The following is a 25,894-nucleotide window of genomic DNA, read 5'->3' on the forward strand; positions in this document are numbered from 1 at the left end:
ATGGTCCAGCCCTTCGCCTTTGCCACGGCCACCGAGATCCTGTTCGGCAGGGGCCAGGCGGGCCTGGCGGTGGCCCGGGTGGTGGGCCTGGGGCGGCGGGTCCTGCTGGTCCATGGCCGCGACAGCGCCCGCGCGGCATGGCTGGCCGATGGACTGGCCGGGCAGGGCTGCGCGGTCGCGGGCTTCGCCGTCCCCCGGGAACCGGACATCGCGCTGATCGAGGACGGCATTGCCGCGGCAGGGGGTGCCGAGGTTATCGTCGCCATTGGCGGCGGGGCGGTCATCGACGCCGGCAAGGCCATTGCCGCGCTGGTCCCGGCTACGCGGCCCATGCTGGATCATCTCGAGGTGGTGGGGCAGGGCCTGGCCCTGGATCATCCGCCGCTGCCTTTTGTCGCCATCCCCACCACCGCAGGCACCGGGGCCGAGGTCACGCGCAACGCCGTCATCGGCGTCCCGGAACACCGCCGCAAGGTCAGCCTGCGCGACGCCCGGATGCTGCCCCGCCTTGCCATCGTGGATCCGGCGCTGACACAGGGTTGCCCGCGCGCGGTGACGCTGGCCTCGGGGCTGGACGCCATCACGCAGGTGATCGAGCCTTACGTTTGCACCCGCGCCAATCCCCTGACGGATGCGCTGTGCCGCGATGCGATCCCGCGCGGGCTGGCGGCGATCCGCCAGCTGATGGAGGGCGAGGACGCCGATGCCCGCGACGACATGGCCTGGGTGTCGCTCTGCGGCGGGCTGGCCCTTGCCAATGCGGGGCTGGGGGCGGTCCACGGCCTTGCCGGGCCGCTTGGCGGATTGACCGGCGCCCCGCATGGCGCGATCTGCGGCGCGCTGTTGCCCCCGGTGCTGCTGGCCAATCGCCGCGCGGCGACCGACCCGGACACTGTCGAGCGTCTCGACCAGGTGGCGCGCTGGATCGGCGCGGCCTTTGATACGCCCATGGCCTCGATGGCCGAGGCTGCGCGCGTCCTGGCCGATTGGTCCCATGGCGCGGGCCTGCCTGCCCTGTCGGCCCTGGGCATCGGGCCGGAGGCGCAGGCGGCAGCGGCCGAAGCCGCCGCAAGCTCGTCCTCGATGAAGGCCAATCCTGCAGCGCTGACCCCCGGAAGCCTGCGGCGCATCATGGAGGACGCGGGCTGATGGCGCGGCGAGGCGGAATCGACCCGGAACAAAGCCTCGCCCTCCGCGCGGCCTGGCTGCACTACGCGGGCGGGCTAACCCAGGCGGCGGTGGCCAAGCGGCTGGGCGTCACCGGCGTCAAGGCGCATCGGCTGATTGCGCGCGCCGTGGCCGAGGGCGTCGTCAAGGTTTCCATCGACGGCGAGATCGTCGAATGCGCCGTGCTGGAGGACAGGCTGTGCCAGCGTTACGGCCTTGCCTTCTGCGAGGTGGCCCCCGACCTGGGCGAAGAGGGAATGCCCCTGCGCGCCCTGGGCCTGGCAGGGGCCAGCTTCCTGCGCCGCGAAATCGAGCGCGGTGAATACAAGGTTATCGGCCTGGGCCACGGGCGCACGCTGGCGGCGGCGGTCAACGAGTTGCCGCGTTTCGATGCGAACGGCACCCGCTTCGTGTCCCTGCTGGGCGGGCTGACGCGCAACTATTCGGCCAATCGTCACGACGTGATGCACCGCCTGGCCGAAAAGACCGGCGCGCAGGCCTATGTCCTGCCGGTGCCGTTCTTCGCCAATTCCGAATCGGACCGCGCGGTGCTGCTGGCCCAGCCCGGCGTGCGCGAGATCTTCGATCTGGCCAATGGCGCCGGTTTGAAGATCGTGGGCATGGGCACGGTCGATCCCGGAGCGCAGCTTGTCGCCTCTGGCATGATCGAGCCGCGGGAGATCGATGAAATCCGCGCCGCGGGCGGCGTCGGCGAGATGATGGGGCATTTCTTCGATGCCCAGGGCCATGTGCTGGACACGACCCTGACCGCGCGCACCCTGTCGGCATCGCTGGACGAACCGGGCGACAGCCGCCTGGTGCTGATCGCGGGGGGCGCCGACAAGGTCGAGGCAATCCGCGCCGCCCTGCGCAGCGGTCGGCTGAAGGGCCTGATCACGGACGAGATCACGGCACGCGCCCTGGCCGAGTAGCCGGAACGCAAAACGGGTCGGGCAAGGCCCGACCCGGTCGCTGTCGCTGGACCCCGCGCGCGCTGACGCGCGCAGGCCTGTGGCTATTTCCCCGTCAGCGCCTTGGCCCGCGCGACGATGGCGTCGGTGGTGATGCCGAACTCCTGATACAGGCGGTCGATGGGGGCGGATGCGCCAAAGCCGTTCATGCCGATCACGTCGTCTTCGCTCGCGACATAGCGCGTCCAGCCGAACTTGCCCGCGGCCTCGACCGCGATGCGCGGCGCGTCGCCCAGGGTCGCCTTGCGATACTCCTCGGGCTGGGCGTCGAACAGCTCCCAGGAGGGCATGGATACGACGGCGACGTTCAGCCCATCGGCGTGCAGGGCCTCGGCGGCCTGGACGGCCAGTTGCACCTCGGTCCCCGTGGCGATCAGGGTCACGTCGCGGCCCTCACCGAACTGGCGGATCACATAGGCGCCTTTCGCGGTCAGGTTCTCGTCGCCCGCTTCCAGCCGCAGTTGCGGCACGTCCTGGCGCGACAAGGCCAGCAGCGACGGCACGTGGCGGTTGCGGATCGCGATGTCCCAGGCTTCCAGCGTTTCCACCGTATCCGCCGGGCGCAGCACCGTCAGGTTCGGGATGGCGCGCAGGGATGCCAGATGCTCGATCGGCTGGTGGGTCGGGCCGTCCTCGCCCAGGCCGATGCTGTCATGGGTCATGACATAGATCGTGCCGACCCCCATCAGCGCCGACAGGCGGATCGCGTTGCGGGCATAGTCGGAAAACACCAGGAACGTCCCGCCGTAGGCGATGAAGCCGCCATGCAGGTTGATGCCGTTCATCGCGGCGCACATGCCGAATTCGCGCACGCCATAGCCGATATAGCGGCCCGGCGCCTGGCGCGTGTACTGGCTGTCCACGGCCTTCACGCGGGTCAGGTTCGACCCGGTCAGGTCGGCGGACCCCCCGATCATCTCGGGCAGGGCGGCGGTCAGCGGTTCCAGCGCCATCTGGCTGGCCTTGCGGGTCGCGGCCTTCTTGGGTTCCGCGAACAGCGCGTCGCGCGCGGCCTTGACGGCAGCGTCATAGCCCTCGGGCAGGGTGCCCGCCTGGCGGCGGTTGAACTCGTCCCGGACCTCGGCCGGCTTCGCGGCAAGGCGCGCTTCCCAGGCTTGGCGGTCCGCGGCGCCGCGCGTGCCGATGGAGCGCCATTCGGCGGCCAGATCCTCGGGGATCACGAAAGGATCATGGGCCCAGCCGATGGCCTCGCGGGTCAGCAGCGCCTCGTCCTTGCCCAGGGGCGAGCCGTGGACCGAATAGGTGCCCGCCTTGTTGGGCGAGCCGAAGCCGATCACCGTCTTCATCGCGATCAGCGAGGGCTTGCCGGTTTCCGCCTTGGCCGCCGCGATCGCTGCATCCAGGGCCTTGCCGTCATGGCCGTCGCATTTCTGCACATGCCAGCCGCAGGCCTGAAAGCGGGCCGGAACGTCCTCGGAAAAGCTGATCGAGGTCGGGCCGTCGATGGTGATGTCGTTGTCGTCGTAAAGCACGATCATCTTGCCCAGGCCCAGATGGCCCGCGAGGCTGATGGCTTCCTGCCCGATGCCCTCCTGCAGGCAGCCGTCGCCCACGAAGACATAGGTGTGATGATCGACCAGATCGTCCCCGAATTCAGCCGCCAGGGCCCGTTCCGCAAGCGCCATGCCCACGGCGGTGGCAATGCCCTGGCCCAACGGCCCCGTGGTAGTTTCCACGCCCTTGGCATGGCCGTATTCCGGGTGGCCCGCGGTGATGGAGCCCCACTGGCGGAAGTTCTTCACCTGCTCAAGCGTCATGTCCTCGTAGCCGGTCAGGTGCAGCAGGCTGTAGAGCAGCATCGAGGCATGGCCGTTCGACAGCACGAACCGGTCGCGGTTCGGCCAGTCGGGGTTCTTTGCATCGAATTTCAGGTGGTTGCGGAACAGCACGGTGGCCGCGTCCGCCATGCCCATGGGCGCGCCCGGGTGGCCCGAATTCGCGGCGTTCACCGCGTCGATGGACAGCGCCCGGATGCAGTTGGCCAGGGCGAAGTTCTGCGGGTCCAGTTCGGCCTTTGCGGCGATCTTGGGGTCTTTGGGCGAATCTAGGGGCATGTGGTCCTCCGACGGGTTTGGGGGTGAATAACCCGGCATGGGGCAGATCACAACAATAATCACAAATGGACATCACAATGTCACATATTTCATGTTGATAAATCTGCTGCCGATGTTACATATGGCTTGGAAAGCGGAGGATCAGGTGAAGCGCGAGGAACGCAGGCAGGCGATCATGGATCTTCTGGTCGGCGCGCGTGCCGTGGACCTGGACGATCTGGCCGACCGCTTTGCCGTGTCGCGCATGACCATCCACCGCGACCTGGACGACCTGGAGCAGGCGGGCCTTTTGCGAAAGGTTCGCGGCGGCGCCACCATCGAGGCAGGCACCCAGTTCGAAAGCGACTTCCGCATCCGCGCCCTGCAGGACAGCGACGCCAAGGCCCGCATGGCCCGCGCGGCGCTGGATCTGGTGGAACCCGGCATGACGGTCATGGTCAATGACGGATCCATGGCGGCGCTGCTGGGCGCCAACTTGGTCAACAAGGCGCCGCTGACGGTCATCACCAACAACGCCGCCGTCATCGAGCGGCTGAAGGATGCGCCGCGCGTCACGCTGATCGCGCTTGGCGGCACCTACAGCGCCAAGTTCAACGGCTTCTTCGGCGTCGTGACCGAGGATGCGCTGTCGCGGCTGCGGGCCGATCTGGCCTTTATCTCGACCCCCGCCGTGGCCGGGCTGCGCGCCTTTCACATGGACGACGCGGCGGTCCGCGCCAAGCGCGCCATGATCGCCGCCGCGGACCGCGCCGTGCTGCTGGTCAACCACACCCGCTTTGGCCGGTCGGCGCTGCACGCGCTGGCCGACCTGGCCGACTTCGATGCCATCATCACCGATGCCGCCCCCGCGCCCGAAGATCGCGCCGCGATCGACCGCGCCGGGCTGCGGCTGACCATTGCCCGCGACTGAACTGAGGACTGACATGACGGATTTCTGGATCGGCACAAGCTGGAAGATGAACAAGACGCTGGCCGAGGCGCGCGTCTTTGCCGAAGGGCTGGCCGCTGTGGACAGCGACCGCGACCCGCGCATCCAGCGCTTCGTGATCCCGCCCTTCACCGCCGTGCGGCAGGTCAAGGAATGGCTGGCCGGGACCAGCGTCAAGGTCGGCGCGCAGAACATGCACTGGGCCGACGAGGGCGCCTGGACGGGCGAGGTTTCGCCGGTGATGCTTAAGGATTGCAACCTCGACATCGTGGAACTGGGCCACAGCGAACGCCGCGAGCATTTCGGCGAAACGGACGAGACCGTCGGCCTCAAGACCGAGGCCGCCGTCCGCCACGGGCTGATCCCGCTGATCTGCATCGGCGAAACACTGGCCGAACGCGAGGCGGGTCGCGCGCAGGACGTCCTGGAAACCCAGGTGCGGGGCGCGCTTGGCAAGCTGTCCGGCGACCAGAAGGCCGCTGAAATCCTGCTGGCATACGAACCCGTCTGGGCCATCGGGGTCAACGGGATCCCCGCGACCTCGGACTATGCCGATGCGCGCCAGGCCGAGATCATCGCGGTGGCCGGCGATGTGCTGGGGCGCAAGCTGCCCTGCCTTTACGGCGGCTCGGTCAATCCGGGCAACTGCGAGGAACTGATTTCCTGCCCGCATATTGACGGGCTGTTCATCGGCCGGTCCGCCTGGAACGTCGAAGGCTATCTCAACATCCTGGCGCTTTGCGCCGCCAAAATCTGAAGGAGAAGACATCATGAAACTGGCAATCGCAGGCGACAGCGCGGGCGAGGGTCTGGCCAAGGTCCTGGCCGATCACCTGAAGGACAAGCACGAGGTGTCGGAAATCAGCCGCACCGACGCCGGCGCGGACGCGTTCTATGCCAACCTGTCCGACCGGGTGGCAAGCCAGGTCAAGGACGGCACCTTTGACCGTGCCATCCTGGTCTGCGGGACCGGCATCGGCGTCTGCATCGCGGCCAACAAGGTTCCCGGCATCCGCGCCGCGCTGACCCATGACACCTACTCCGCCGAACGCGCCGCGCTGTCGAACGACGCGCATATCATCACCATGGGCGCCCGCGTCATCGGCCCGGAACTGGCCAAGGCCATCGCCGACAAGTGGCTGGCCGAAACCGACAACTTCGACAAGGCGGGCAAGTCGGCAGGCAACGTGAACGCCATCGACGCGGTCGATGCGAAATACAACAAGGCCTGAGATGCTGAAACTGCCGAACGACGGCCCGGCAACGGGCCGCCTGCTGTCGCAGGTGCTGACGGGGGATGGCCCTGCCGCGATTGTCCACGCGATTGCGCGGGCGCAGGCGCCTTTGATGCAGCGCCTTGCCGCGGGCCGCCTGCATGGCGATCCGACCGAGATCGTCGGTCTGAACGACACCGGCGACAAGCAGAAGGCGCTGGACGTGGGCGCGCATCACCACATGATCGCGGCCCTGCGCGATGCGGGCGTCCGCCAGGTGCTGTCCGAGGAAGCCGAGGCGGTCATCGAGCTGAACCCCGACGGGGCCTGGGACGTGGCGATGGACCCCATCGACGGGTCGGGCAGCATCGGCATCGGCGCGCCGCTGGGAATGCTGTTCAGCGTCCTGCCCGCCGCGCCGGAAGGCTTCCTGCGCACGGGTGAGTCGGTCGTGGCGGCGGGCTATACCTCGTTCGGCCATTCGATGGACTTCGGCTGGTCCCTGGGCGACGGCACCCATATCGCGGGCTGGGACGCCGAAGCGGGCGAGTTCCGCCTGGTGCGCGAGAATGTCACGCTGAAGCCGACCGCCTCGACCATCGCCTATAACGCGTCCAACGAGCGCCACTGGGAGCCGGGCCTGCAACGCTGGGTCGCGGATCTCCGGGCGGGCAGGGATGGGCCGCGCGGGCGCGACTTCAACATGCGCTGGCTGGCCGCCGCGGTGGGCGAATTGCACCGCATCCTGCTGAACGGCGGCGCTTTCCTGTATCCCGCCGACCGGCGCAAGGGTTACGAGAACGGGCGGCTGCGGCTGGTCTATGAATGCATGCCTATCGCCTTCCTGGTCGAACAGGCGGGCGGGCTGGCATCGGATGGCACCCAGCCGATCCGTTACCGCAAACCGTTTGCGCTACACGACATGACGCCCCTGATATTCGGCGCTAAGGACGAGGTCGAGACGATCCTCGGCTATCTTGCCGGGCCAAGCAAAGGATAAGATTTCATGGCTATGATTACCCTGCGCCAGCTTCTCGACCACGCGGCCGAGAATGGCTACGCAGTCCCCGCCTTCAACATCAACAACATGGAGCAGGGCCTGGCGATCATGACCGCGGCTGCGGCGACGAAATCGCCGGTGATCCTGCAGGCCAGCCGGGGCGCGCGCGCATACGCCAACGATCTGGTCCTGGCCGGGCTGATCCAGGGCTTTGCCAAGGCCTTCCCGGACATCCCGCTGTGCATGCATCTGGACCACGGCAACGGCCTGGCCACCTGCGCCACCGCCATCCAGAACGGCTTCACCAGCGTGATGATGGACGGCAGCCTGAAGGCCGACGGCAAGACGCCCGCCGATTACGACTATAACCGCGACATCACCGCCAAGGTGGTCGAGATGGCCCATGCCTGCGGTGTCTCGGTCGAGGGCGAACTGGGCGTGCTGGGCAGCCTGGAAACCGGCATGGGTGACCAGGAGGACGGCCACGGCGCGACCGAGAAGCTGGGCCACGACCAGCTGCTGACCGACCCCGACGAGGCCGTGCGCTTCGTCAACGACACCAAGGTGGACGCGCTGGCGATCGCCATGGGCACCTCGCACGGGGCCTATAAGTTCTCGCGCAAGCCCGACGGCGACATCCTGGCGATGAACGTGATCGAGGAAATCCACACCCGTCTGCCCAACACCCACCTGGTGATGCACGGGTCGTCCTCGGTCCCCGAGGATCTGCAGCAGATCATCAACAGCTATGGCGGCGACATCAAGCCGACCTGGGGCGTCCCGGTCGAGGAGATCCAGCGCGGCATCAAGCACGGCGTGCGCAAGGTCAACATCGACACCGACAACCGCTTGGCCATGACCGCCGCGATCCGCAAGGTCTTTGCCGAGGAACCCTCCGAGTTCGACCCGCGCAAATACCTCAAGCCCGCGATGCAGATGATGTCGCAGGTCTGCAAGGACCGCTTCGAGGCTTTCGGGACGGCCGGCAATGCCGACAAGATCGTGCCGCTGCCGTTGTCGGTGATGGCCGCGCGGTACTGACCGACCCCGCTGAGCGAAAGAACGGCCACCCCTGGCGGGTGGCCGTTTTTCGTTCAGCCTGACGCGGGCGCGTTATCCCCGTGCCGGTCAGGCCAGCGGCCGCGCCGCCTTAGCCCGCCTGCTTCGCCAGCGCCGCCTCGCGCATCTGCGACAGGGTCTGGCGCGGCGTCAGCGCCTCGGGCGAGATGTCCAGGTCCAGCAGCGCGCCGGTTTTCGACCGCACGGCCCGGTCAAAGGCCGCCGCGAAATCGGCGGTCGTGGCGACCCGTTCGGCATGGAAGCCATAGGCCTGCGCCAGCATGACGAAGTCGGGGTTCTGCATCGTCGTGCCGGACACGCGCGTCGGATAATGGCGTTCCTGATGCGCGCGGATCGTGCCGTAGATGCCGTTGTTAAGCACCAGCACGATGGGCTGCGCGCCTGCCTGCATGGCGGTCGCGAGTTCCGCGCAGGTCATCTGGAAATCGCCGTCGCCCGCGAAGCAGACGGCCATCCGCGACGGATGCGCGACCTTGGCGGCGATGGCGGCAGGCAGGCCATAGCCCATGGCGCCGGATTGCGGGGTCAGCAGCCGGGCGCGGGGGCCATAGGCAAGGAACTTGTCGGGCCAGACGGCGAAATTGCCCGCGCCATGGGTGATGATCGCATCTTCGGGCAGCACCGCCCGCAGGTGGTCCATCACCGCCACCATGTCCACGGGCGAGGGTTGGGCTGGCGCCTGCATCGAGGCCAGATAGCCCGCCCGCGCGGCCTTGCGCCAGTCGGACCAGGGGCCGGATACGGGCCGCAGCCCTTCCGCGAAGGCATTTGGCCCCGCCTGGATGCCAAGGCGCGGCTGATAGATCTTTCCGATCTCCAGATCCGAGGCGTGGACATGGATCAGCGCCTGTTCCGGCTGCGGCACCGACAGCAGGCTGTAGCCATCGGTCGTCATCTCTCCGAAGCGGACATTGACGGCCAGCAGCAGGTCGCATTCCGCAATCAGGCGGCGGACATGGGGCGGCATCCCGACGCCCGCCTCGCCCGCATAGACGGGTGAATGGTTGTCGAAGCAGTCCTGAAAGCGGAAGGCGGCAAGGACGGGGATGTCCGACGCCTCGGCAAAGCCCTGCAGCGCGGCCTTGCCCTGCGCTGTCCAGGTGCAGCCGCCCGTCAGGATCAGGGGGCGCCGCGCGGCGGCCAGCATTGCCAGCGCCTTGTCCAGCGCGGCGGGCAGGGGACCGGGCTCGGCGATCTCGGCCGGGGCGGACAGGGGCGGGGTGTCGGTCAGGGCGGTCAGCACATCCTCGGGCAGGGCGATGACCACCGGGCCCGGGCGCCCGGTGGTGGCAGTCTTCCAGGCCCGGGCGATGATCTCGGGGATCCGCTCGACCCGCTCGATCTCGACCGCCCATTTCGCCATGCTGCCGAAGACGGCCGCATAGTCGAGTTCCTGGAACGCCTCGCGCCCCGTCATGTCTGTGCCGATCTGGCCCACGAAGACCAGCATCGGCGCGCTGTCCTGCATGGCCGTGTGGATGCCGATCGCGGCATTGGTCGCGCCGGGGCCGCGCGTCACCAGGCAGATGCCAGGCGCGCCAGTCAGCTTGCCCCAGGCGGCCGCCATGAAGGCTGCGCCGCCCTCGTGCCGGCACAGCACGAAATCCAGCCTGCCTTGCGTGTCGTGCAGCGCGTCCAGCACTGCCAGATAGCTTTCGCCGGGAATGCCGAATGCCTTGGTCGCGCCAAGCGCCATCAGGCAATCCACCAGAAGAACCCCGCCATTCCGTGCCATGCCGCCCCCTCGGATCGTTTCGGAAAACCTAGCCGGCATTTGCCCCGCTCGCCAGCTTGGAGCCCTTAACATAAAGCGATTTAAGGCAAACACCCTACGTCGCGGCTTGCGGGTTTCGCCGTCCATGCCTAGGTTCCGGCGATCTTTCTGACCGGCGCGGTGTGACATGACGACAGAGCAGCTTTCCCGTTCGTGGCCCGTGGGCGGCGGCCTCTGCGGCGAGCTGGTGCGGAAATTCGACTGGTCGCGGACGTCGCTGGGGCCGATCGAGGAATGGCCGCGGCATTTGCGGATCAAGGTCAATTCGCTGGTCAACTCGCCCATCCCGCAGGTGCTGATGTGGGGGCCGGATCATGTGATGATCTACAATGACGGCTACCGCGAGATCGCGGGGAACTATCATCCCCAGGCCCTGGGCGGCACCGTGCCGGCCGTCTGGCCCGAGATCTGGGACTGGAACCGCCAGATCCTGGAACGCGGCTTCCGGGGCGAGGTGCAGGCCTACCGCGAGCAGCCGCTGGTCTTGAACCGCAACGGCATTCCGGAAAGCGTCGTCATGGACCTGTTCTACACCCCGATCCATGACGAAGCGGGCAGCCGGGTCGATGGCGTCCTGTGCACCGTCCTGGAAATCACCCACACCGTCCGCGCGCGCGAGGAACTGGCCGAAAGCCGGGCCGAGCTTTACCACCTGTCCGACGCCCTGCCGATCCTGGTCGGGTTCATGGACCGGTCGCTGACCTTCCGCTTTGCCAACCAGTGCTACCTGGAGGTGTTCGGCGTCACGCATGACCAGGTGATCGGCAAGCGGATCACCGACATCTTGGGGGCCGAGCAGGGCGCCCTGACCGAGGAAATGCTGAACCGCGCCCTGGCGGGCGAGACGGTGAACGTCGATGCGACCGTCCGCCTGCCCGGCGACCGTCCCCGCGCGTTCGAGATGCGCTGCCTTCCCCGTAAGTCGGGCGATGACCGGATCGACGGCGTCTACATGATCCTGATCGATATCGAGGATCGCAAGCAGACCGAAATCCAGTTGCGCGAAAGCAACGACCGCTTCCGCGCGGCGGTGGATGCGATCCACAGCGTCCTGTGGACCAACAATGCCGATGGCCGGATGATCGGCGAGCAGCGGGGCTGGGCGGCGCTGACGGGCCAGAGTTTCGCCGACTATCAGGGCTATGGATGGACCGATGCCGTCCATCCCGACGACCGCGCAGGCACGATCAAGGCCTGGCGGCAGGCGCTTGCGGCGCAATCGACCTATGAATGGGAACACCGGCTGCGCTGCGCGGACGGCGAATACCGCATCTTTGCGATCCGCGCCGTGCCCACGCGAGATGCCGATGGCGCAATAGCCGAATGGGTGGGCGTCCATACCGACATCACCGAGCAGCGCATGACCGAGGCGCAGCTGCTGGCCCAGGCCGAGGACCTGCAGCGCCAGATCGGCCACAGGCAGCGCGCCGAGGATCAGCTGCGCCAGCTGAACGAAACGCTGGAAGCCCGCGTCCGCGACGAGATCGAGCGCCACCGCAAGACCGAGCAGGCGCTGCACCAGTCGCAGAAGATGGAATCCATGGGCCAGCTGACCGGCGGCGTGGCGCATGACTTCAACAATCTTCTGCAGGTGATAGCCGGCAATCTTCAGATGCTGTCGAAGGATGTCGAGGGCAATGACCATGCGGGCCAGCGTGTCGAAAACGCGCTGTCGGCTGTCGCCCGCGGCGCCAAGCTTGCCAGCCAGCTTCTGGCCTTTGGCCGCCGCCAGCCGCTGGAGCCGCGGGTCGTCAAGCCCTGCCGCCTGGTGAACGAGATGGACGAGCTGCTGCGCCGCTCGCTGGGCGAGGCGATCGAGGTCGAGGTGATCGTGCCTTCGAACCTGTGGAACATCTGCGTGGACCAGGCGCAGCTGGAAAGCGCGTTGCTGAACCTGGCCATCAACGCGCGGGACGCCATGGACGGTCCCGGCCGCCTGACCATCGAGATGAGCAATGCGCAGCTGGACAATGTCTATGCCGAGGCCGCAGGCGATGTCGCGGCGGGGGATTACGTCATGCTGGCCGTGACCGACACCGGCTGCGGCATGACGCCCGAGGTGCTGGCGAGGATTTTCGACCCGTTCTTTTCCACCAAGCCCGAGGGGCGCGGCACCGGCCTGGGCATGTCGATGGTTTACGGCTTCGTCAAGCAGTCCGGCGGCCATGTGTCGGTCTACAGCGAACCGGGCGAGGGGACGACCGTGCGCATCTATCTGCCGCGATCCGAAAGCGAGGAAGAAGCTCAGGCGCCGGTCCATGACGGCCCCATCGTTGGCGGCACCGAAACCATCCTGGTGGTCGAGGACGACGAGGCCGTGCGCACGACCGTGGTCGATCTGCTGACCTCGCTTGGCTACAAGGTTCTGACCGCGCGCGATGCGCAGGCGGGGCTGGCGGTTGTGGAAAGCGGTCTGCATATCGACGTGCTGTTCACCGACGTGGTGATGCCCGGCACGCTGTCCAGCCGAGAGATGGCGCGGCGCGCGCAGGAGATCCTGCCGGGGCTGGGGGTGCTGTTCACCTCCGGCTATACCGAGAACTCCATCGTTCACGGCGGCAGGCTGGATCCCGGGGTGGAGCTTTTGTCGAAACCCTATCCGCGCGAGGCTCTGGCCCGCCGCTTGCGCCATGTCATCGCCAATGCCCGGCAGGCAGCCCAGGCGGCCGAGGCCCTGCGCGCCGCACAGCCCGCGCCGCAGCCGGTGCCTGCCAGGGACCGGCCTGTGTCGATCCTGCTGGTCGAGGACAACGCCCTGATCCGCGCCGACACCGCCATCATGCTGGAGGAGATGGGTCACACCGTCACCCAGGCCGGCAAGGCGGCTCCGGCGCTGGAAAGCCTGCAGGGCCAAAGCTTCGACCTGCTGCTGACCGACCTGGGCCTGCCCGACATGAACGGCAACGATCTTGCGCAGCGCGCGGTCGAAATCCAGCCGGGGCTGGCCGTGGTCTATGCGACGGGCGACAGCAGCCTGCCTGCCGGCCACCCCGCGCAGACGGTCCTGCTCTGCAAGCCCTATGGCGAGGATCAGCTGCGCGGCGCCGTCGAGGATGCGCTGGCCAGGATCGGCTAAGGCCCCTTGGCGAAAGGGGTATCGCGTGCTATCTAGGGATCGTTCTCAGGGCGGGGTGCAATTCCCCACCGGCGGTCACAGCCCGCGAGCGCCCTTCGGCAACGAAGGGGTCAGCAGATCCGGTGAAACTCCGGGGCCGACAGTATAGTCTGGATGAAAGAGAACCGTGGCCGCGTCCGCCCAGGGCACGGTCATGGCTCGTGCTCTGGGACCGTACGCAAGCTAACGTAAGGTTCCTCAACAGATGACTCACAAGACCCCCCGTATCGCCTTTATCAAGGCCCGCTGGCATTCCGATGTCGTGGATCGCGCTTATGACGGCTTTCTGGCCGAACAGCAGCGCCTGATCCCCGGCGCAGAGGTCGTGGCCTATGACGTGCCCGGCGCCTTCGAGATGCCGCTGCTGGCCAAGAAGCTGGCCCAGACCGGCAAGTATGACGCCGTGGTCGCCGCCGCCCTGGTCGTGGATGGCGGCATCTACCGCCACGATTTCGTTGCGACCGCCGTTGTCACCGGCCTGATGAATGCCGGACTGGAAACCGGCGTGCCCTGCTTCTCGGTTTCGCTGACGCCGCACAACTATCAGGAAACCGAGCTGCTGACCGGATTCTATCGCGACCACTTCGTCAAGAAGGGCGCCGAGGCTGCGCAAGCCGTCCACCAGATGCTGGAACTGGACGCCCGCATCGCCGCCGAGGGCCGCGCCGAGGTGGCATAAGGAAAAAGGCGCGCGGGGCAAGCTCGCGCGCCTTTTGTCATTCCACCGTGACCGATTTCGCCAGGTTGCGGGGCTGGTCCACGTCGGTGCCCTTTGCGACTGCCGTGTGATAGGCCAGATACTGCATCGGGATGGCGTAAAGGATGGACTGGAACAGCCCGCCGCCGGACGGCATCCGCAGCGTGGCCTGCACCCCGTGGCTGGCGGCGGCAAGCCCGCCCTCGTCCGACAAGAGCAGGATCTGGCCGTGGCGGGCCATCACCTCCTGCATGTTCGACACGGTCTTTTCGAACAGCGCGTCATGCGGGGCCAGCACGATCACCGGCACATCGCGGTCGATCAGCGCGATCGGCCCGTGCTTGAGTTCCCCCGAGGCATAGCCTTCCGCGTGGATATAGCTCAGTTCCTTCAGCTTCAGCGCGCCTTCGAGCGCCACCGGATACAGCGCGCCCCGGCCCAGGAACAGCACGTCGCGCGCCTGAGCCAGCCATTCCGACAATTCCCGGCAATCATCCGAAAGCGCCAGGGTCTGCTGCATCAGCCCCGGGATCGACCGCAGGTCGGCCAGATGCGCGGCCAGCGCCGCATCGTCGATGCGCCCGCGGTCATGCGCGGCCTTCAGCGCCAGGATCGCCAGAACCGTCAACTGGCAGGTAAAGGCCTTGCTTGACGCCACGCTGACCTCGATCCCCGCGCGGGTCGGCAGGGCGATGTCGGAATCCCGCGCGATGGCCGAGGTGCCGACATTCACCAGCCCCACGGTGCGGGCCACGTGGTCCTTGGCGTAATGCAGCGCCGCCAGCGTGTCGGCCGTTTCGCCCGACTGGCTGACCGCGATGAACCAGCTGCGCGGCGACAACGGCGGCTCGCGATAGCGGAACTCGGACGCCACATCAATGTCGCAGGGCAGGCCCGCCAGCTGTTCGAACCAGTATTTCGCGACATGGCCCGCCAGATGCGCGGTGCCGCAGCCGACCAGGCTGATGCGGTCCACGTCGCGAAAATCCAGCCCGTCGGGCAGGATGATCCGGTCGTCCTTGACATAGTGGCTGAGCACGTCGCCGATCACCACCGGCTGCTCGGCGATTTCCTTGGCCATGAAGTGGCGATAGCCGCCCTTGTCGATGGCGGTCGCGCCGGTGTCGATGCGCGCCTCGATGCGGTTGGTCTGGTTGCCCGCCGCATCGAAGATCTGAGCGCCCGCGCGGGTCAGGACCGCATGGTCGCCGTCCTCCAGATAGGTGATGCGGTCGGTAAAGGGCGCCAGCGCCACCGCGTCGGACCCCAGGAACATCTCTCCGTCGCCATGGCCGATGGCAAGCGGGCTGCCCTTGCGGGCGGCGATCATCAGGTCCTGTTCGCCGTCGAACAGGAAGGCCAGGGCAAAGGCCCCCTTCAGCCGCGACAGCGTCTTGCGGGCGGCCTCGACCGGCGAGGCGCCCTCGTCCATGTAATGCGCGGCCCACAGCGCCACGGTCTCGGTGTCTGTCTGCGATTGCGGCTGGATGCCAAAGCTTGCCAACTCCTGGCGCAATTCGCGGAAGTTCTCGATGATGCCGTTATGCACGACCGCGACCGGGCCGGAGCGGTGGGGATGGGCGTTCACCTCGGTCGCGGCACCATGGGTGGCCCAACGGGTATGACCGATCCCGGCATGGCCGGGCAGGGGCTCGTGGACCAGCTTGTCCGACAGGTTGACCAGCTTGCCCACGGCCCGGCGCCGGTCCAGCCGGCCTTGGGCATCGACCGTCGCCACCCCGGCGCTGTCATAGCCGCGATATTCCAGCCGCCGCAGCGCATCGACTAGCTGGGGCGAAACCTCGTGCGACCCGAGGATACCGATAATGCCGCACATCAGCGGGCCTCCTTCTTCGCGCGCAGGGCCGCCATCAGGCGGGTGGCAAGGCCGGGCTTCGTTGTCTGGCGTGCCCGGCCCAGGGCCAGGGCGCCGTCGGGCACATCCTCGGTGATCACGGACCCCGATCCGGTCATGGCGTCATCGCCCACGCGCACGGGGGCCACCAGCATGGTGTCGCTGCCGATGAAGGCGCGGGCGCCGATTTCCGTGCGGTGCTTCATCACGCCGTCATAGTTGCAGGTGACGGTGCCCGCGCCGATATTCGTGCGCTCGCCCACATGGGCGTCGCCCAGATAGGTCAGGTGGCCGACCTTCACGCCTTCGTCCAGAACGGCGTTCTTGATCTCCACGAAGTTGCCGACATGCACGTCGCCCCCCAGCTCCGTGCCGGGGCGCAGGCGGGCAAAGGGACCGACCGTCGCGCCGGACGAGATGTGGCAGCCTTCCAGATGGCAGAAGGGCAGGATCTCGGCCCCCGATTCGACGGTCACGCCGGGACCGAAGACCACGTTCTGGCCGATCACCGCTTCGCGGCCGATCACCGTGTCCAGCGCGAACCAGGTGGTCGAGGGATCGCACAGCGTCACGCCGTTCTCCATCGCCTGCCTGCGCGCGCGGTCCTGGAAGGTGGCCTCGGCAGCGGCCAGTTCTGCGCGGGTGTTGATGCCAAGCGTCTCGGATTCGTCGCAGGTGACGACATCGGTGCTGCGGCCCTCGGCGCGGGCCAGGGCCACGAGGTCGGTCAGGTAGTATTCGCCGGATGCGTTCTGGTTCGTCAGCCGCCCGATCAGCTGGCGCAGCAGCGAGGCGTCCAGCGCCATGACGCCGGAATTGCACAGGGCGATGTTGCGCACCGCCGCATCGGCGTCCTTGAATTCGACGATCCGTTCCAGCCCCCGGTTGGTCACGATCAGCCGGCCATAGCGGCCGGGATCCTCGGCCTCGAAGCCCAGGACCACGACCTCGGACGGGTGCGAGGCAAGTGCCGCCAGCGTGTCCTCGCCGATGAAGGGGGTGTCGCCGTAAAGGACGACCACCTTGCCCTCGAAGCCTTCCAGTTCAGGCAGGGCCTGGCGAACCGCATGGCCGGTTCCCAGCTGTTCGGGCTGCAGGACGATCCGCGCTTCGGGATCCATCTTGCCCACCGCCTTTGTCACCTTGTCCGCGCCATGGCCCGCGACAACGATGACCTGTTCGGGTTCCAGCGTGCGGGCGACCGCCAGCGCATGGCCCACCAGAGGCACGCCGCCCAATCGGTGCAGCACCTTGGGAAGGTCGGATTGCATCCGGCTGCCCTGACCCGCCGCCAGAACCACGATCGCCACCGGCTTGTCCGTCATGCCTGCCCCTCATTACCTGTTCAAATTCGTTGACAGGCGTTCTAATCGGGTCAGCGCGCGTGGGAAAGCCCCGCGCGTTCACCTTTGGTGTCGGATCGTTACGGGAAAAGGGCAAGGGGCATGGCGGGAACGGTGGTCTTCGATCTGGACGGCACGCTGGCCGATACCTCGGCCGACCTGATCGCGGCGGCGAATGCCTGCTTCAGGGCGCGCGGGATCGATGTCGCGCTGGACCCGGTCGCGGATGCGCTGACGGCCTTCCACGGCGGGCGGGCGATGCTGCGGGCGGGCTATGGACGGATGGGGGCGGACCTGCTGCTGCCGCCGGGGGCCGAGGATGAGGATTATCCGCGCCTGCTGGATCATTACGGCGAAAACATCGCCGTCCACACCAGGCTCTATCCGGGGGTCGAGGAGGCGCTGGACCGGCTGCAGGCCCAGGGCCATGTGCTGGCCGTCTGCACCAACAAGCCCGAGGCCCTGGCCGAGACGCTGCTGCACGCCCTTGGCGTGCGCGACAGGTTCGCCTCGATGATTGCGGCGGATACACTGCCGGTCAGGAAGCCCGACCCGCGCCCCTATAGGGCGGCGGTCGAACGGGCAGGGGGCAGCATCGCCGCGTCCTTCCTGGTGGGCGATACCGAAACCGACCGCAAGACCGCGACGGCGGCGGGGGTCAGGGTGGCGCTTGTGTCCTTCGGGCCCGAAGGCGAGGCGATCTCCCGTCTCGCCCCTGACGCGCTGATCGGGCATTTCGACGAATTGCCCGATCTCGCGCGCCGCTGGCTGGAATAGGCTATTTCGCCTCGTCGGCGGGTTTGGCGTTCAGGTGGCCATAGTTCTGCGCGCCGATCGTCTCGTAAAGCTGGATCTGGGTTTCCAGGAAGTCGATATGGCCTTCCTCGTCCTCGATCAGGTCATCGAACAGCGCCTTGGACACCTGGTCGTTGATGCTGGAGCAATATTCGCGCGCTTCCAGATACAGGGTCCGGGCATCGTATTCGGCCGCCAGGTCGGCATCCAGCGTTTCCCGCAGGTTCTGGCCGATCCGCAGCGGATCCAGCTTCTGCAGGTTCGGATGGCCTTCCAGGAAAATGATTCGCTGGATCAGCCGGTCTGCGTGGTGCATCTCCTCGATGGATTCGGCACGCGACTTGTCGGCGATGCGGCCATAGCCCCAATCTTCCTGCAGCCGGTAATGCAGCCAGTACTGGCTGACCGCGGTCAGTTCAGACCGCAGCGCCGCGTTGAGATACTCGATGACCTTTGCGTCGCCCTTCATGATGGGTGTCCTTTGCGATATCTGACTTTGCCCGCAAGATCGGCGGGGCCACGCCCAGATTATCGCAGTGACGCATCGTGTCCAGAAAGAGCGGCATGCACCCGCCGCAATCGGCGCGCTTGCCCAATGCGTGGTAGATCTTGCCCGGCGTGATGATTGTCTGAGGGTCTGCCGTTCTCATCCAGTCAATGGCCGCCTTGATCTCATGATCCGAGATTTGCGTGCAGTGGCAGACAATCATTGCATGGCTCCTGTTGGGCGGAAACATAGCGAATCCGTCGGAATTGTAAAGGCGACTTTTTTGCTTGGAGATCTCTGTCGCTTGACCACGCGGCTGGGTGGGCGCAGAAGCGCGGCCATGAAGCTGTCCGACTTTGATTTCGACCTGCCCCCGTCGCTGATCGCCACGCGCCCGGCCCGCCCCCGCACGTCGGCGCGCCTGCTGCTGGCCGAAGGCGGCGGGATCGCCGACCGGCGCGTCAGCGACCTGCCGGAGATCCTGTGGCCCGGCGACGTGCTGGTCCTGAACGACACGAAGGTCATCCCGGCGCGGCTGACCGGAACCCGGACGCGCGCCACGCCGCAGGGCGAGGCTGTCGCACGGATCGAGGTCACGCTGCTGGAACCCGCCGCCGATGGCTGGCGCGCGATGGCCAAGCCCCTGCGCAAGCTGCGCGAGGGCGAGGTGATCCGCTTTGGCGACGCCCTGTCCGCCGAGGTGGCCGAGATCGCGGAAGGCGAGTTGCGCCTGCGCTTCGACGCGCAAGGCGACGCCTTCGACCGCGCGCTGGCGCAGGTGGGCGCGATGCCGCTGCCGCCCTATATCGCGGCGCTGCGGGCGCCCGATGCGCAGGACAACCAGGACTACCAGACCGTCTGGGCCGCCCGCCAGGGCGCTGTGGCCGCCCCGACCGCCAGCCTGCATTTCGACACCGCGCTGCTGGAGGCGCTGGAGGCAAGGGGGGTCGAGTTCGTCCATGTCACGCTGCATGTCGGCGCGGGCACCTTTCTGCCGGTCAAGGTCGACGACGTGACCACCCACCGGATGCACGCCGAATGGGGCGAGGTCAGCGCAGAGGCCGCCGCGGCCATCAACCGCGCCAGGGCGGACGGCCGCCGCGTGATCCCGGTCGGCACGACCGCGCTGCGGCTGATCGAATCGGCGGCCGGGACCGATGGCACGGTGCGGGCCTTCGAGGGGACGACCGACATCTTCATCTATCCCGGCTATCGCTTCCGGGTGACGGATGGGCTGATGACCAACTTCCACCTGCCGAAATCGACGCTGCTGATGCTTGTCTCGGCGCTGATGGGGCAGGACCGGATCCGGGACATCTATGCCCATGCGGTCCGGACGGGCTATCGCTTCTTCAGCTATGGCGATGCGTCGTTGCTGATCCCCTGAGGTCGCTTTACGGGTGGCCCCTGCCTGCCAGATGGGCCACAGATGGGGGCGGATCGCGACTCCCTGAACGAGACCCTCCCGATGCTTTCCGTGCTGCGAACGACATGGCCGCTGTTCCTGGGCATCCTGCTGCTGATGGTCGGCAACGGGATGCAGGGCACGCTGCTGGGCATCCGCGGCGGGCTGGAGGGGATCCCGACGCTGCAGATGTCGGTGGTCATGTCGGGCTATTTCGCGGGTTTCCTGCTGGGCAGCCTGACCGTGCCCGGCCTGATCAAGAACGTGGGCCATGTGCGCGTCTTCGCGGCGCTTGGCTCGATGATCTCGTCCGTGCTGGTGCTTTATGCCGTCGAGCCCGGCTGGATCTGGTGGACGCTGCTGCGCGGCATCATCGGGTTCTGCTTCTGCGGGGTCTACATCACCTCGGAAAGCTGGCTGAACGCCGGTTCCACCAACGAAAACCGCGGCCAGACGCTGTCGGCCTACATGATCGTGCAACTGCTGGGCATCGTGTCGGCGCAGGCGCTGCTGAACACCAGCGATCCGGGCGGCTATACGCTGTTCATCGTCGCATCCGTGCTGGTGTCCTTCGCCTTCATGCCGATCCTGCTGTCGGCCCGGCCCGCGCCGCAGTTCCAGACGATCAAGCGCATGACCTTCAGGCAGCTTTACCGCGCCTCGCCGCTGGGCTGCGTGGGGATCTTCCTGATGGGCGGCGTGTTCGCGGTGCTGTCGGGCATGTCCTCGGTCTGGGGGGCGACGATCGGGCTGTCGGTCGCGCAGATCTCGCTGTTCGTGGCGGCCAGCTATGCGGGCGGGCTGGTGCTGCAATATCCGATCGGCTGGATTTCCGACCGCTACGACCGGCGCAAGCTGGTGCTGATGCTGGCCGCCGTAGGCGCAGCCACGGGCCTTGTCGTGATCGCCGCGCAGCCGGGCACGCTGGGGCTGGTCATCGCGGGCGCGATGATGGGCGGGATCGCCAATCCGATCTATGCGCTGCTTCTGGCCTATACCAACGACTACCTGGATCAGTCGGACATGGCGGCCGCCTCGGCCGGGCTGCTGTTCATCTATGGCATCGGGTCGATGGGGGGGCCGGTCATCACCGGCTGGCTGATGGAAGTCATCGGGCCGGACGGGTTCTGGGTCTACATGGGCGTGTTGCTGGCGATGCTGACCGTCTATGCCGGGTGGCGCACGACGCAGCGCCGCGCGCTGACGCCCGAGGAGCAGGGCAACTTTGCCGTCATCACGCCGAACGCCACCACCATCGCGGTCGAGGCGGCACTGGACGAGAAGCAGTCCGACCCTGCCGACCGGCGGTCTTCCGACGCGGCATAGCCGGGCTGCTTGTCCCCTCTTCACGATTGGTTTAACGCTGAACTATCGTGACCTGACAGGGGAAACCTATGGCCCAGAATTTCGACATGGTGGTGATTGGTGCCGGGCCGGGCGGCTATGTCGCCGCGATCCGGGGCGCTCAGCTGGGCCTGAAGGTGGCCTGTATCGAGCGCGAGCATCTGGGCGGCATCTGCCTCAACTGGGGCTGCATCCCCACCAAGGCGCTGCTGCGATCGGCCGAGGTGTTCCACCTGATGCACCGTGCCAAGGACTTCGGGCTGTCGGCGCAGGGCATCGGCTTCGACCTGGAAAAGGTCGTGCAGCGGTCGCGCGGCGTCGCCAAGCAGCTGACCGGCGGCATCGGCCATCTGTTCAAGAAGAACAAGGTCACCACCATCATGGGCGAGGCGCGGCTGGTTGCCCCCGGCAAGGTCAGCGTCAAGACCGACAAGGGGACCGAGGAGGTCACCGCCAAGAGCATCGTGCTGGCGACCGGCGCGCGCGCCCGCGAACTGCCGGGGCTGGAGCCTGACGGCAAGCTGGTCTGGAACTACAAGCACGCGCTGGTGCCGCCGCACATGCCCAAGAAGCTGCTGGTCATCGGATCGGGCGCCATCGGAATTGAATTCGCCAGCTTCTTCAAAACGTTGGGCGCAGACACCACAGTGGTCGAGGTGATGGACCGCGTCCTGCCCGTCGAGGACGCCGAGATCAGCGCCTTCGCCAAGAAGCAGTTCGTCAAGCAGGGCATGAAGATCCTGGAAAAGGCCACGGTCAAGAAGCTGGACCGCAAGGGTTCGACCGTGACCGCGCATATCGAAAGCGGCGGCAAGACCGAGACGCAGGACTTCGACACGGTGATTTCCGCCGTGGGGATCGTCGGCAATGTGGAGAACCTTGGCCTTGAGGAGTTGGGCGTCAAGATCGACCGCACCCATGTCCTGACTGACGAATACTGCCGGACCGGCGTCGAGGGGCTTTATGCCATCGGCGACGTGGCGGGCGCGCCCTGGCTGGCGCACAAGGCCAGCCACGAAGGCGTCATGGTGGCCGAACTGATCGCGGGCGGGCACCCGCACCCGGTCAAGCCCAGCAGCATCGCGGGCTGCACCTATTGCCATCCGCAGGTCGCATCCGTCGGCCTGACCGAGGCCAAGGCCAAGGAACTGGGGCATCAGGTCAAGGTCGGCAAGTTCCCCTTTGTCGGCAACGGCAAGGCCATCGCCCTGGGCGAGCCAGAGGGCATGATCAAGACCGTCTTCGACGCCAGGACCGGCGAATTGCTGGGCGCGCACATGGTCGGGGCCGAGGTGACGGAACTGATCCAGGGCTATGTCATCGGCCGCCAGCTTGAAACCACCGAGCAGGACCTGATGGAAACCGTCTTCCCCCATCCGACGCTCTCCGAGATGATGCACGAGGCGGTGCTGGACGCCTATGGCCGGGCGATCCATTTCTGATCCGCGTTGCGCGGGGCGGGGCTGCAACGCCCGCCCCGTCAAGGCTGCGTTAACCGTTTGGTAACTATCCCTTCACCCATGCGCCTGCCGCGGCTGAAGGAGATAGGTCATGAACATCGCGATCACCAACGGGCTTCTGCTGATGCCGCCTGCCTTCCGGGGCGGGCTGAACGCCTGGTCCCGGGCGGACGGCACGCCGGGCAGCGCCACCTGGGCCACGGCCGACAATGGCGGGCTGGTGCCGGCGGACCAGGACTTCGGCACCTGCCTGGAGGTGATGAAGCAGCAGACCACCACCAGTATCCGCTTCATGGGCGAGACGCCGATGATCCCCGGCGTCTATCTGCGCGTCTCGGCGCGCATCAAGGCGGTGGCGGGCGCGCTGTGCAGCGCGCGCATCGCCGGATGGGCGGGCAATGGGTCGCGCGCGCATGTGAACGGCCTGGTCGAGGTCGGGCCGACCGTTCCGCTGACCACCTATGGCGAGGTGGTCGAGATCAGTGCCATTGTCGGCGTCGGATCGCGGCGGGGCGTGGACATGGCCTGGGGCACCGCCCCCGTCTATGGCCATTTCGGGCTGGATCTGGTCGGCGCCAACGGCGGAGCCTTCCGCATCGAGTCGATCCGGATCGATGATGTGACGGCGGCCTTCATCCCCTCGCTGATCGACTGGGTGGACGTGCGCGACTATGGCGCCAGGGGGGACAACGTCACCAACGACCGCGCGGCCTTTGTCGCCGCCGACCAGGCGGCCAATGGCGGCTGGATCCTGGTGCCCGAGGGAACCTTCTTCATCAGCGGCGACCTGGGCATCAACAGCCGGATCCGCTTCAAGGGCACCATCCGCACGCCCGCGAATACCAGCGTCTCATTCCTGCAAAGCTTCAACTTCCCGACTTATGCCGATGCTTTCGGGAATGAAACGCTGGGCATGAAGAAGGCGCTGCAGGCGCTGTTCGGCTATACGGACCATGTCTCGCTCGATCTGTGCGGCCGTCGCGTGGATCTGGAGGAACCGCTGGTCGTGGGTGAACTGGCCCCCGATCTGACCGGGTTTTCCAATCGCCGCGTGATCTGCAACGGCAGCCTCTGCGCCAAGGCTGGCACCGCCTGGGACACCGGCAGATGGACCAGCACCGCCACCTATGACCCCGACCAGCCCCTGCGTCTGTCCAACGTGATCAACGTCGCCGCAATCGAGATCGGCAGCCGCGTCATGGGCCCCGGCGTCGGCCGCGAGGTCTATGTGAACGCCAGGGATGTCGCGGCCAGGACGCTGACCCTGTCGCAGCCGCTTCACGGCGGGGCGGGGACGCGCAGCTACAGCTTCGAACGCTATCGCTATCTGTTCGACTTCTCGGGCGTCGAGCAGGTGGCGCGGCTGAATTTCGTCGATCTGGACCTGAACTGCGAAGGCGTCGCCAGCGGCATCATGCTGCCGCCGAAGGGCGAGATGATCGCCCTTCGCGACTGCTACATGACCAAGCCCCGGGATCGCGGCATCACCTCGATCGGGCGGGGCTGCCAGGACCTGCTGGTGGACCGCTGCCAGTTCCTGTCGAACGAGATGGACCTGCCCGCGCAGCGACGGACCACCATCGCCATCAACGTCAACGCCAACGACGTGAAGATCCGTGACAACCGCTTCGTGCGATTCGCTCATTTCATGGTCGCGAACGGCGGCGGGCACATCATCTCGGGCAACCACTGGTTCCAGGGCGACGGCTCGGGCGAGGGGCTGCGCTATGCCGGGCTGGTGCTGACGCGCCCGAACGTGCAGACGACCATCAACGGCAACTATATCGACAATGCTTCCATCGAGTGGACGAACGAGCACAGCGCCCAGCCAGATTACACCGGCAGCGAATACAGTTTCGGCGGGCTGACTATCAACGGCAACACCTGCCTGTGTTCCAACACTGCCCCGTGGTTCACCTGGTTGACGGTCAAGCCCTTTGGCACGGGCCATTTCATCCACGGACTGACCGTGACCAGCAACGTCTTCAAGGCGCTTTACGGCGAGATCGACCGGATCGAGCGTGTCGATACCTCGATCGCGGACCTGAACTACAACAACATGCGCAACCTGCAGTTCGAGGGGAACACCTTCAACGGCATCAACAACTATGTCTCGAACCCGCTGATGTTGCAGCACAACCAGACAAGCGCCGCGCCAAGCTGGACCCTGCCGGTGATCGACGGACTGCCCTTCAAGGGATGGGCCAAGTCGGTCCAGTCGGTGATCGCGGAAACGCCCATCACCAATGCCGCCGGGGCGCAGGTCGATGCCAGCCCCTGGGTGCAGACCGAGATCGGCACGACCAAGCGGCAGATCCGGCTGAACTGGCCGTCAGGCGTGAAGGGCAGGGTGTCGGTCTATGCCCGGATGGATCGCCCGCAATAGGAACCAGGCCGCCGCGATCCGTCGCGGCGGCTTCTTCATGCAAGGCCAAGATCGGCGGGCGTCAACCGGAACGCCGCGCCGAAGCCTGCATTCAGGAAACCCGCCTGGGGCTGAAGCCGCCAGAAGCGGAAATCCGGCAGGTCGATGAAGACCGCCGCCTTGGGGTGCGCCCGCAGCCAGCGTTCGCGCAGCCCGGCGGGATCGGCGACCAGCTGGGCCATGACCTGCAGGGACATGCGCGGCCAGGTCATCGGATCCCCGCGGTCCGCCCGTGTTTCCACCAGCAGGGCGGCACGAGGATCGGCGGCCAGGGCGCGGCTGTGGACCGCAAGCCCCGACAGCAGCGCAACCGGCACGCCCGCCCCGTCGATCTGGCAGGCGATCTTCGACAGATGCGGGTGGCCCGTCTTGGGGTCGTTCACCGCCAGCACCGCGTGACGCATCGCGGCCAGCATCTGCTGCGCGGACTGGCAAGCCTCGACGGTGGTGGCGCGGATCGGATCACTGCTCATGCGGGAAGGCTGCTGGTCCAGCGGATGCTTTGCAAGCCTTGTGAAGAATTTACAGACCGCTGCTGAAGGTGGTCAATAAATTTTCAGGATTATCCTTGTTGCAAAATCACTTAACAGGATGGATCGACTGTGTTTAACATTTTCCTGGGGAAAGCCGGAACGACCGCTGCAGGCCGCGCGAAAGGCGCAGGGACCAGCGGCGGTCGAGCAGCCAGGAGGGAAGATGAGCCAGGAACTGATTGAAAAGCATCCCATTCCGGCGGGGTTCGAGAAGGCCCTGTGCGGT

The 25,894-nt window shown here is 66.8% G+C and carries 21 protein-coding genes and 1 riboswitch; of the genes, 14 read left to right on the top strand and 7 right to left on the bottom strand.

Features of this window, described 5'->3' with window-relative positions; all coding sequences use genetic code 11:
• Both OU682_RS14515 and OU682_RS14520 read left to right on the top strand, forming a co-directional pair.
• Window positions 1-1,149: an iron-containing alcohol dehydrogenase gene (locus OU682_RS14515; RefSeq protein ID WP_268942879.1), complete on the top strand. Its 1,149-nt coding sequence runs from the start codon at window positions 1-3 to the stop codon at window positions 1,147-1,149.
• Complete coding sequence (locus tag OU682_RS14520) at window positions 1,149-2,099, top strand: sugar-binding transcriptional regulator (RefSeq protein WP_268942880.1); 951 nt, start codon at window positions 1,149-1,151, stop codon at window positions 2,097-2,099. Before OU682_RS14515 ends, OU682_RS14520 begins: the two co-directional genes overlap by 1 nt.
• A gap of 83 nt (window positions 2,100-2,182) precedes the next feature.
• On the opposite strand, the gene tkt is transcribed toward OU682_RS14520, so the two are convergent.
• The gene (gene tkt, locus OU682_RS14525; protein WP_268942881.1) at window positions 2,183-4,213 is read right to left on the bottom strand and encodes a transketolase; all 2,031 of its coding nucleotides are present in this window, start codon (window positions 4,211-4,213) and stop codon (window positions 2,183-2,185) included.
• Between the two features lie 121 nt (window positions 4,214-4,334).
• Here tkt and OU682_RS14530 point away from each other — a divergent pair, with 121 nt between their 5' ends.
• From OU682_RS14530 to fba, 5 genes are read left to right on the top strand one after another with little or no spacing between them, the layout of a single operon-like run.
• On the top strand, window positions 4,335-5,123 hold the full coding sequence (locus OU682_RS14530) for a DeoR/GlpR family DNA-binding transcription regulator (RefSeq protein ID WP_268942882.1): 789 nt from the start codon (window positions 4,335-4,337) through the stop codon (window positions 5,121-5,123).
• Window positions 5,124-5,136: 13 nt separating this feature from the next.
• The gene (locus tag OU682_RS14535) at window positions 5,137-5,898 is read left to right on the top strand and encodes a triose-phosphate isomerase (protein WP_268942883.1); all 762 of its coding nucleotides are present in this window, start codon (window positions 5,137-5,139) and stop codon (window positions 5,896-5,898) included.
• 13 nt (window positions 5,899-5,911) lie between these two features.
• Window positions 5,912-6,373, top strand: a complete 462-nt coding sequence (gene derI / locus OU682_RS14540) for a D-erythrulose-4-phosphate isomerase (protein WP_268942884.1) — start codon at window positions 5,912-5,914, stop codon at window positions 6,371-6,373.
• Between the two features lies 1 nt (window position 6,374).
• The gene (locus OU682_RS14545) at window positions 6,375-7,355 is read left to right on the top strand and encodes a class 1 fructose-bisphosphatase (protein ID WP_268942885.1); all 981 of its coding nucleotides are present in this window, start codon (window positions 6,375-6,377) and stop codon (window positions 7,353-7,355) included.
• A gap of 6 nt (window positions 7,356-7,361) precedes the next feature.
• Window positions 7,362-8,396, top strand: a complete 1,035-nt coding sequence (gene fba / locus OU682_RS14550) for a class II fructose-bisphosphate aldolase (RefSeq protein WP_268942886.1) — start codon at window positions 7,362-7,364, stop codon at window positions 8,394-8,396.
• Window positions 8,397-8,505: 109 nt separating this feature from the next.
• On the opposite strand, the gene OU682_RS14555 is transcribed toward fba, so the two are convergent.
• Window positions 8,506-10,170, bottom strand: a complete 1,665-nt coding sequence (locus OU682_RS14555; RefSeq protein WP_268942887.1) for a thiamine pyrophosphate-dependent enzyme — start codon at window positions 10,168-10,170, stop codon at window positions 8,506-8,508.
• 166 nt (window positions 10,171-10,336) lie between these two features.
• On the opposite strand from OU682_RS14555, the gene OU682_RS14560 reads away from it, so the two are divergent.
• Both OU682_RS14560 and OU682_RS14565 read left to right on the top strand, forming a co-directional pair.
• The gene (locus tag OU682_RS14560; protein WP_268942888.1) at window positions 10,337-13,285 is read left to right on the top strand and encodes a PAS domain-containing protein; all 2,949 of its coding nucleotides are present in this window, start codon (window positions 10,337-10,339) and stop codon (window positions 13,283-13,285) included.
• Window positions 13,286-13,322: 37 nt separating this feature from the next.
• Window positions 13,323-13,454, top strand: a riboswitch (FMN riboswitch).
• A gap of 75 nt (window positions 13,455-13,529) precedes the next feature.
• Window positions 13,530-14,003, top strand: a complete 474-nt coding sequence (locus OU682_RS14565; protein WP_268942889.1) for a 6,7-dimethyl-8-ribityllumazine synthase — start codon at window positions 13,530-13,532, stop codon at window positions 14,001-14,003.
• Between the two features lie 37 nt (window positions 14,004-14,040).
• Here OU682_RS14565 and glmS read toward each other — a convergent pair whose 3' ends face one another.
• Together glmS and glmU are read right to left on the bottom strand one after the other, a co-directional pair.
• A complete protein-coding gene (gene glmS / locus OU682_RS14570) occupies window positions 14,041-15,858 on the bottom strand; it encodes a glutamine--fructose-6-phosphate transaminase (isomerizing) (RefSeq protein WP_268942890.1) in 1,818 nt (605 codons plus the stop codon).
• Complete coding sequence (glmU, locus tag OU682_RS14575; RefSeq protein WP_268942891.1) at window positions 15,858-17,201, bottom strand: bifunctional UDP-N-acetylglucosamine diphosphorylase/glucosamine-1-phosphate N-acetyltransferase GlmU; 1,344 nt, start codon at window positions 17,199-17,201, stop codon at window positions 15,858-15,860. The genes glmS and glmU overlap by 1 nt, the downstream gene beginning before the upstream one ends.
• Window positions 17,202-17,321: 120 nt before the next feature.
• Between glmU and OU682_RS14580 the strand changes: the two genes are divergently transcribed.
• Window positions 17,322-17,996 carry an HAD hydrolase-like protein gene (locus tag OU682_RS14580; protein ID WP_268942892.1) on the top strand — a complete coding sequence of 225 codons (675 nt, stop codon included), beginning with the start codon at window positions 17,322-17,324 and terminating at the stop codon, window positions 17,994-17,996.
• 1 nt (window position 17,997) lies between these two features.
• Here the strand turns inward: OU682_RS14580 and bfr are convergent, their stop codons facing one another.
• Window positions 17,998-18,483 (bottom strand): bacterioferritin, encoded by a 486-nt coding sequence (gene bfr, locus OU682_RS14585; RefSeq protein ID WP_268942894.1) that lies wholly within the window; start codon window positions 18,481-18,483, stop codon window positions 17,998-18,000.
• A complete protein-coding gene (locus OU682_RS14590; protein WP_268942896.1) occupies window positions 18,431-18,724 on the bottom strand; it encodes a (2Fe-2S)-binding protein in 294 nt (97 codons plus the stop codon). The genes bfr and OU682_RS14590 overlap by 53 nt, the downstream gene beginning before the upstream one ends.
• A 117-nt stretch (window positions 18,725-18,841) precedes the next feature.
• On the opposite strand from OU682_RS14590, the gene queA reads away from it, so the two are divergent.
• The 4 genes from queA to OU682_RS14610 all read left to right on the top strand — a co-directional run bounded on the left by queA (window position 18,842) and on the right by OU682_RS14610 (window position 25,096).
• The gene (gene queA, locus OU682_RS14595) at window positions 18,842-19,888 is read left to right on the top strand and encodes a tRNA preQ1(34) S-adenosylmethionine ribosyltransferase-isomerase QueA (protein WP_268942897.1); all 1,047 of its coding nucleotides are present in this window, start codon (window positions 18,842-18,844) and stop codon (window positions 19,886-19,888) included.
• A gap of 81 nt (window positions 19,889-19,969) precedes the next feature.
• Window positions 19,970-21,232 (top strand): MFS transporter, encoded by a 1,263-nt coding sequence (locus OU682_RS14600; protein ID WP_268942898.1) that lies wholly within the window; start codon window positions 19,970-19,972, stop codon window positions 21,230-21,232.
• 68 nt (window positions 21,233-21,300) lie between these two features.
• Window positions 21,301-22,692, top strand: coding sequence for a dihydrolipoyl dehydrogenase (gene lpdA, locus OU682_RS14605; RefSeq protein ID WP_268942899.1), 1,392 nt, complete (start codon window positions 21,301-21,303; stop codon window positions 22,690-22,692).
• Between the two features lie 109 nt (window positions 22,693-22,801).
• Window positions 22,802-25,096: a glycosyl hydrolase family 28-related protein gene (locus OU682_RS14610; RefSeq protein WP_268942900.1), complete on the top strand. Its 2,295-nt coding sequence runs from the start codon at window positions 22,802-22,804 to the stop codon at window positions 25,094-25,096.
• Between the two features lie 35 nt (window positions 25,097-25,131).
• On the opposite strand, the gene OU682_RS14615 is transcribed toward OU682_RS14610, so the two are convergent.
• A complete protein-coding gene (locus tag OU682_RS14615) occupies window positions 25,132-25,608 on the bottom strand; it encodes a pyridoxamine 5-phosphate oxidase (RefSeq protein ID WP_268942901.1) in 477 nt (158 codons plus the stop codon).
• Window positions 25,609-25,894 lie beyond the last annotated feature (286 nt).

It is taken from the genome of Paracoccus benzoatiresistens (assembly GCF_026913015.1).
GTDB lineage: Bacteria > Pseudomonadota > Alphaproteobacteria > Rhodobacterales > Rhodobacteraceae > Paracoccus > Paracoccus benzoatiresistens.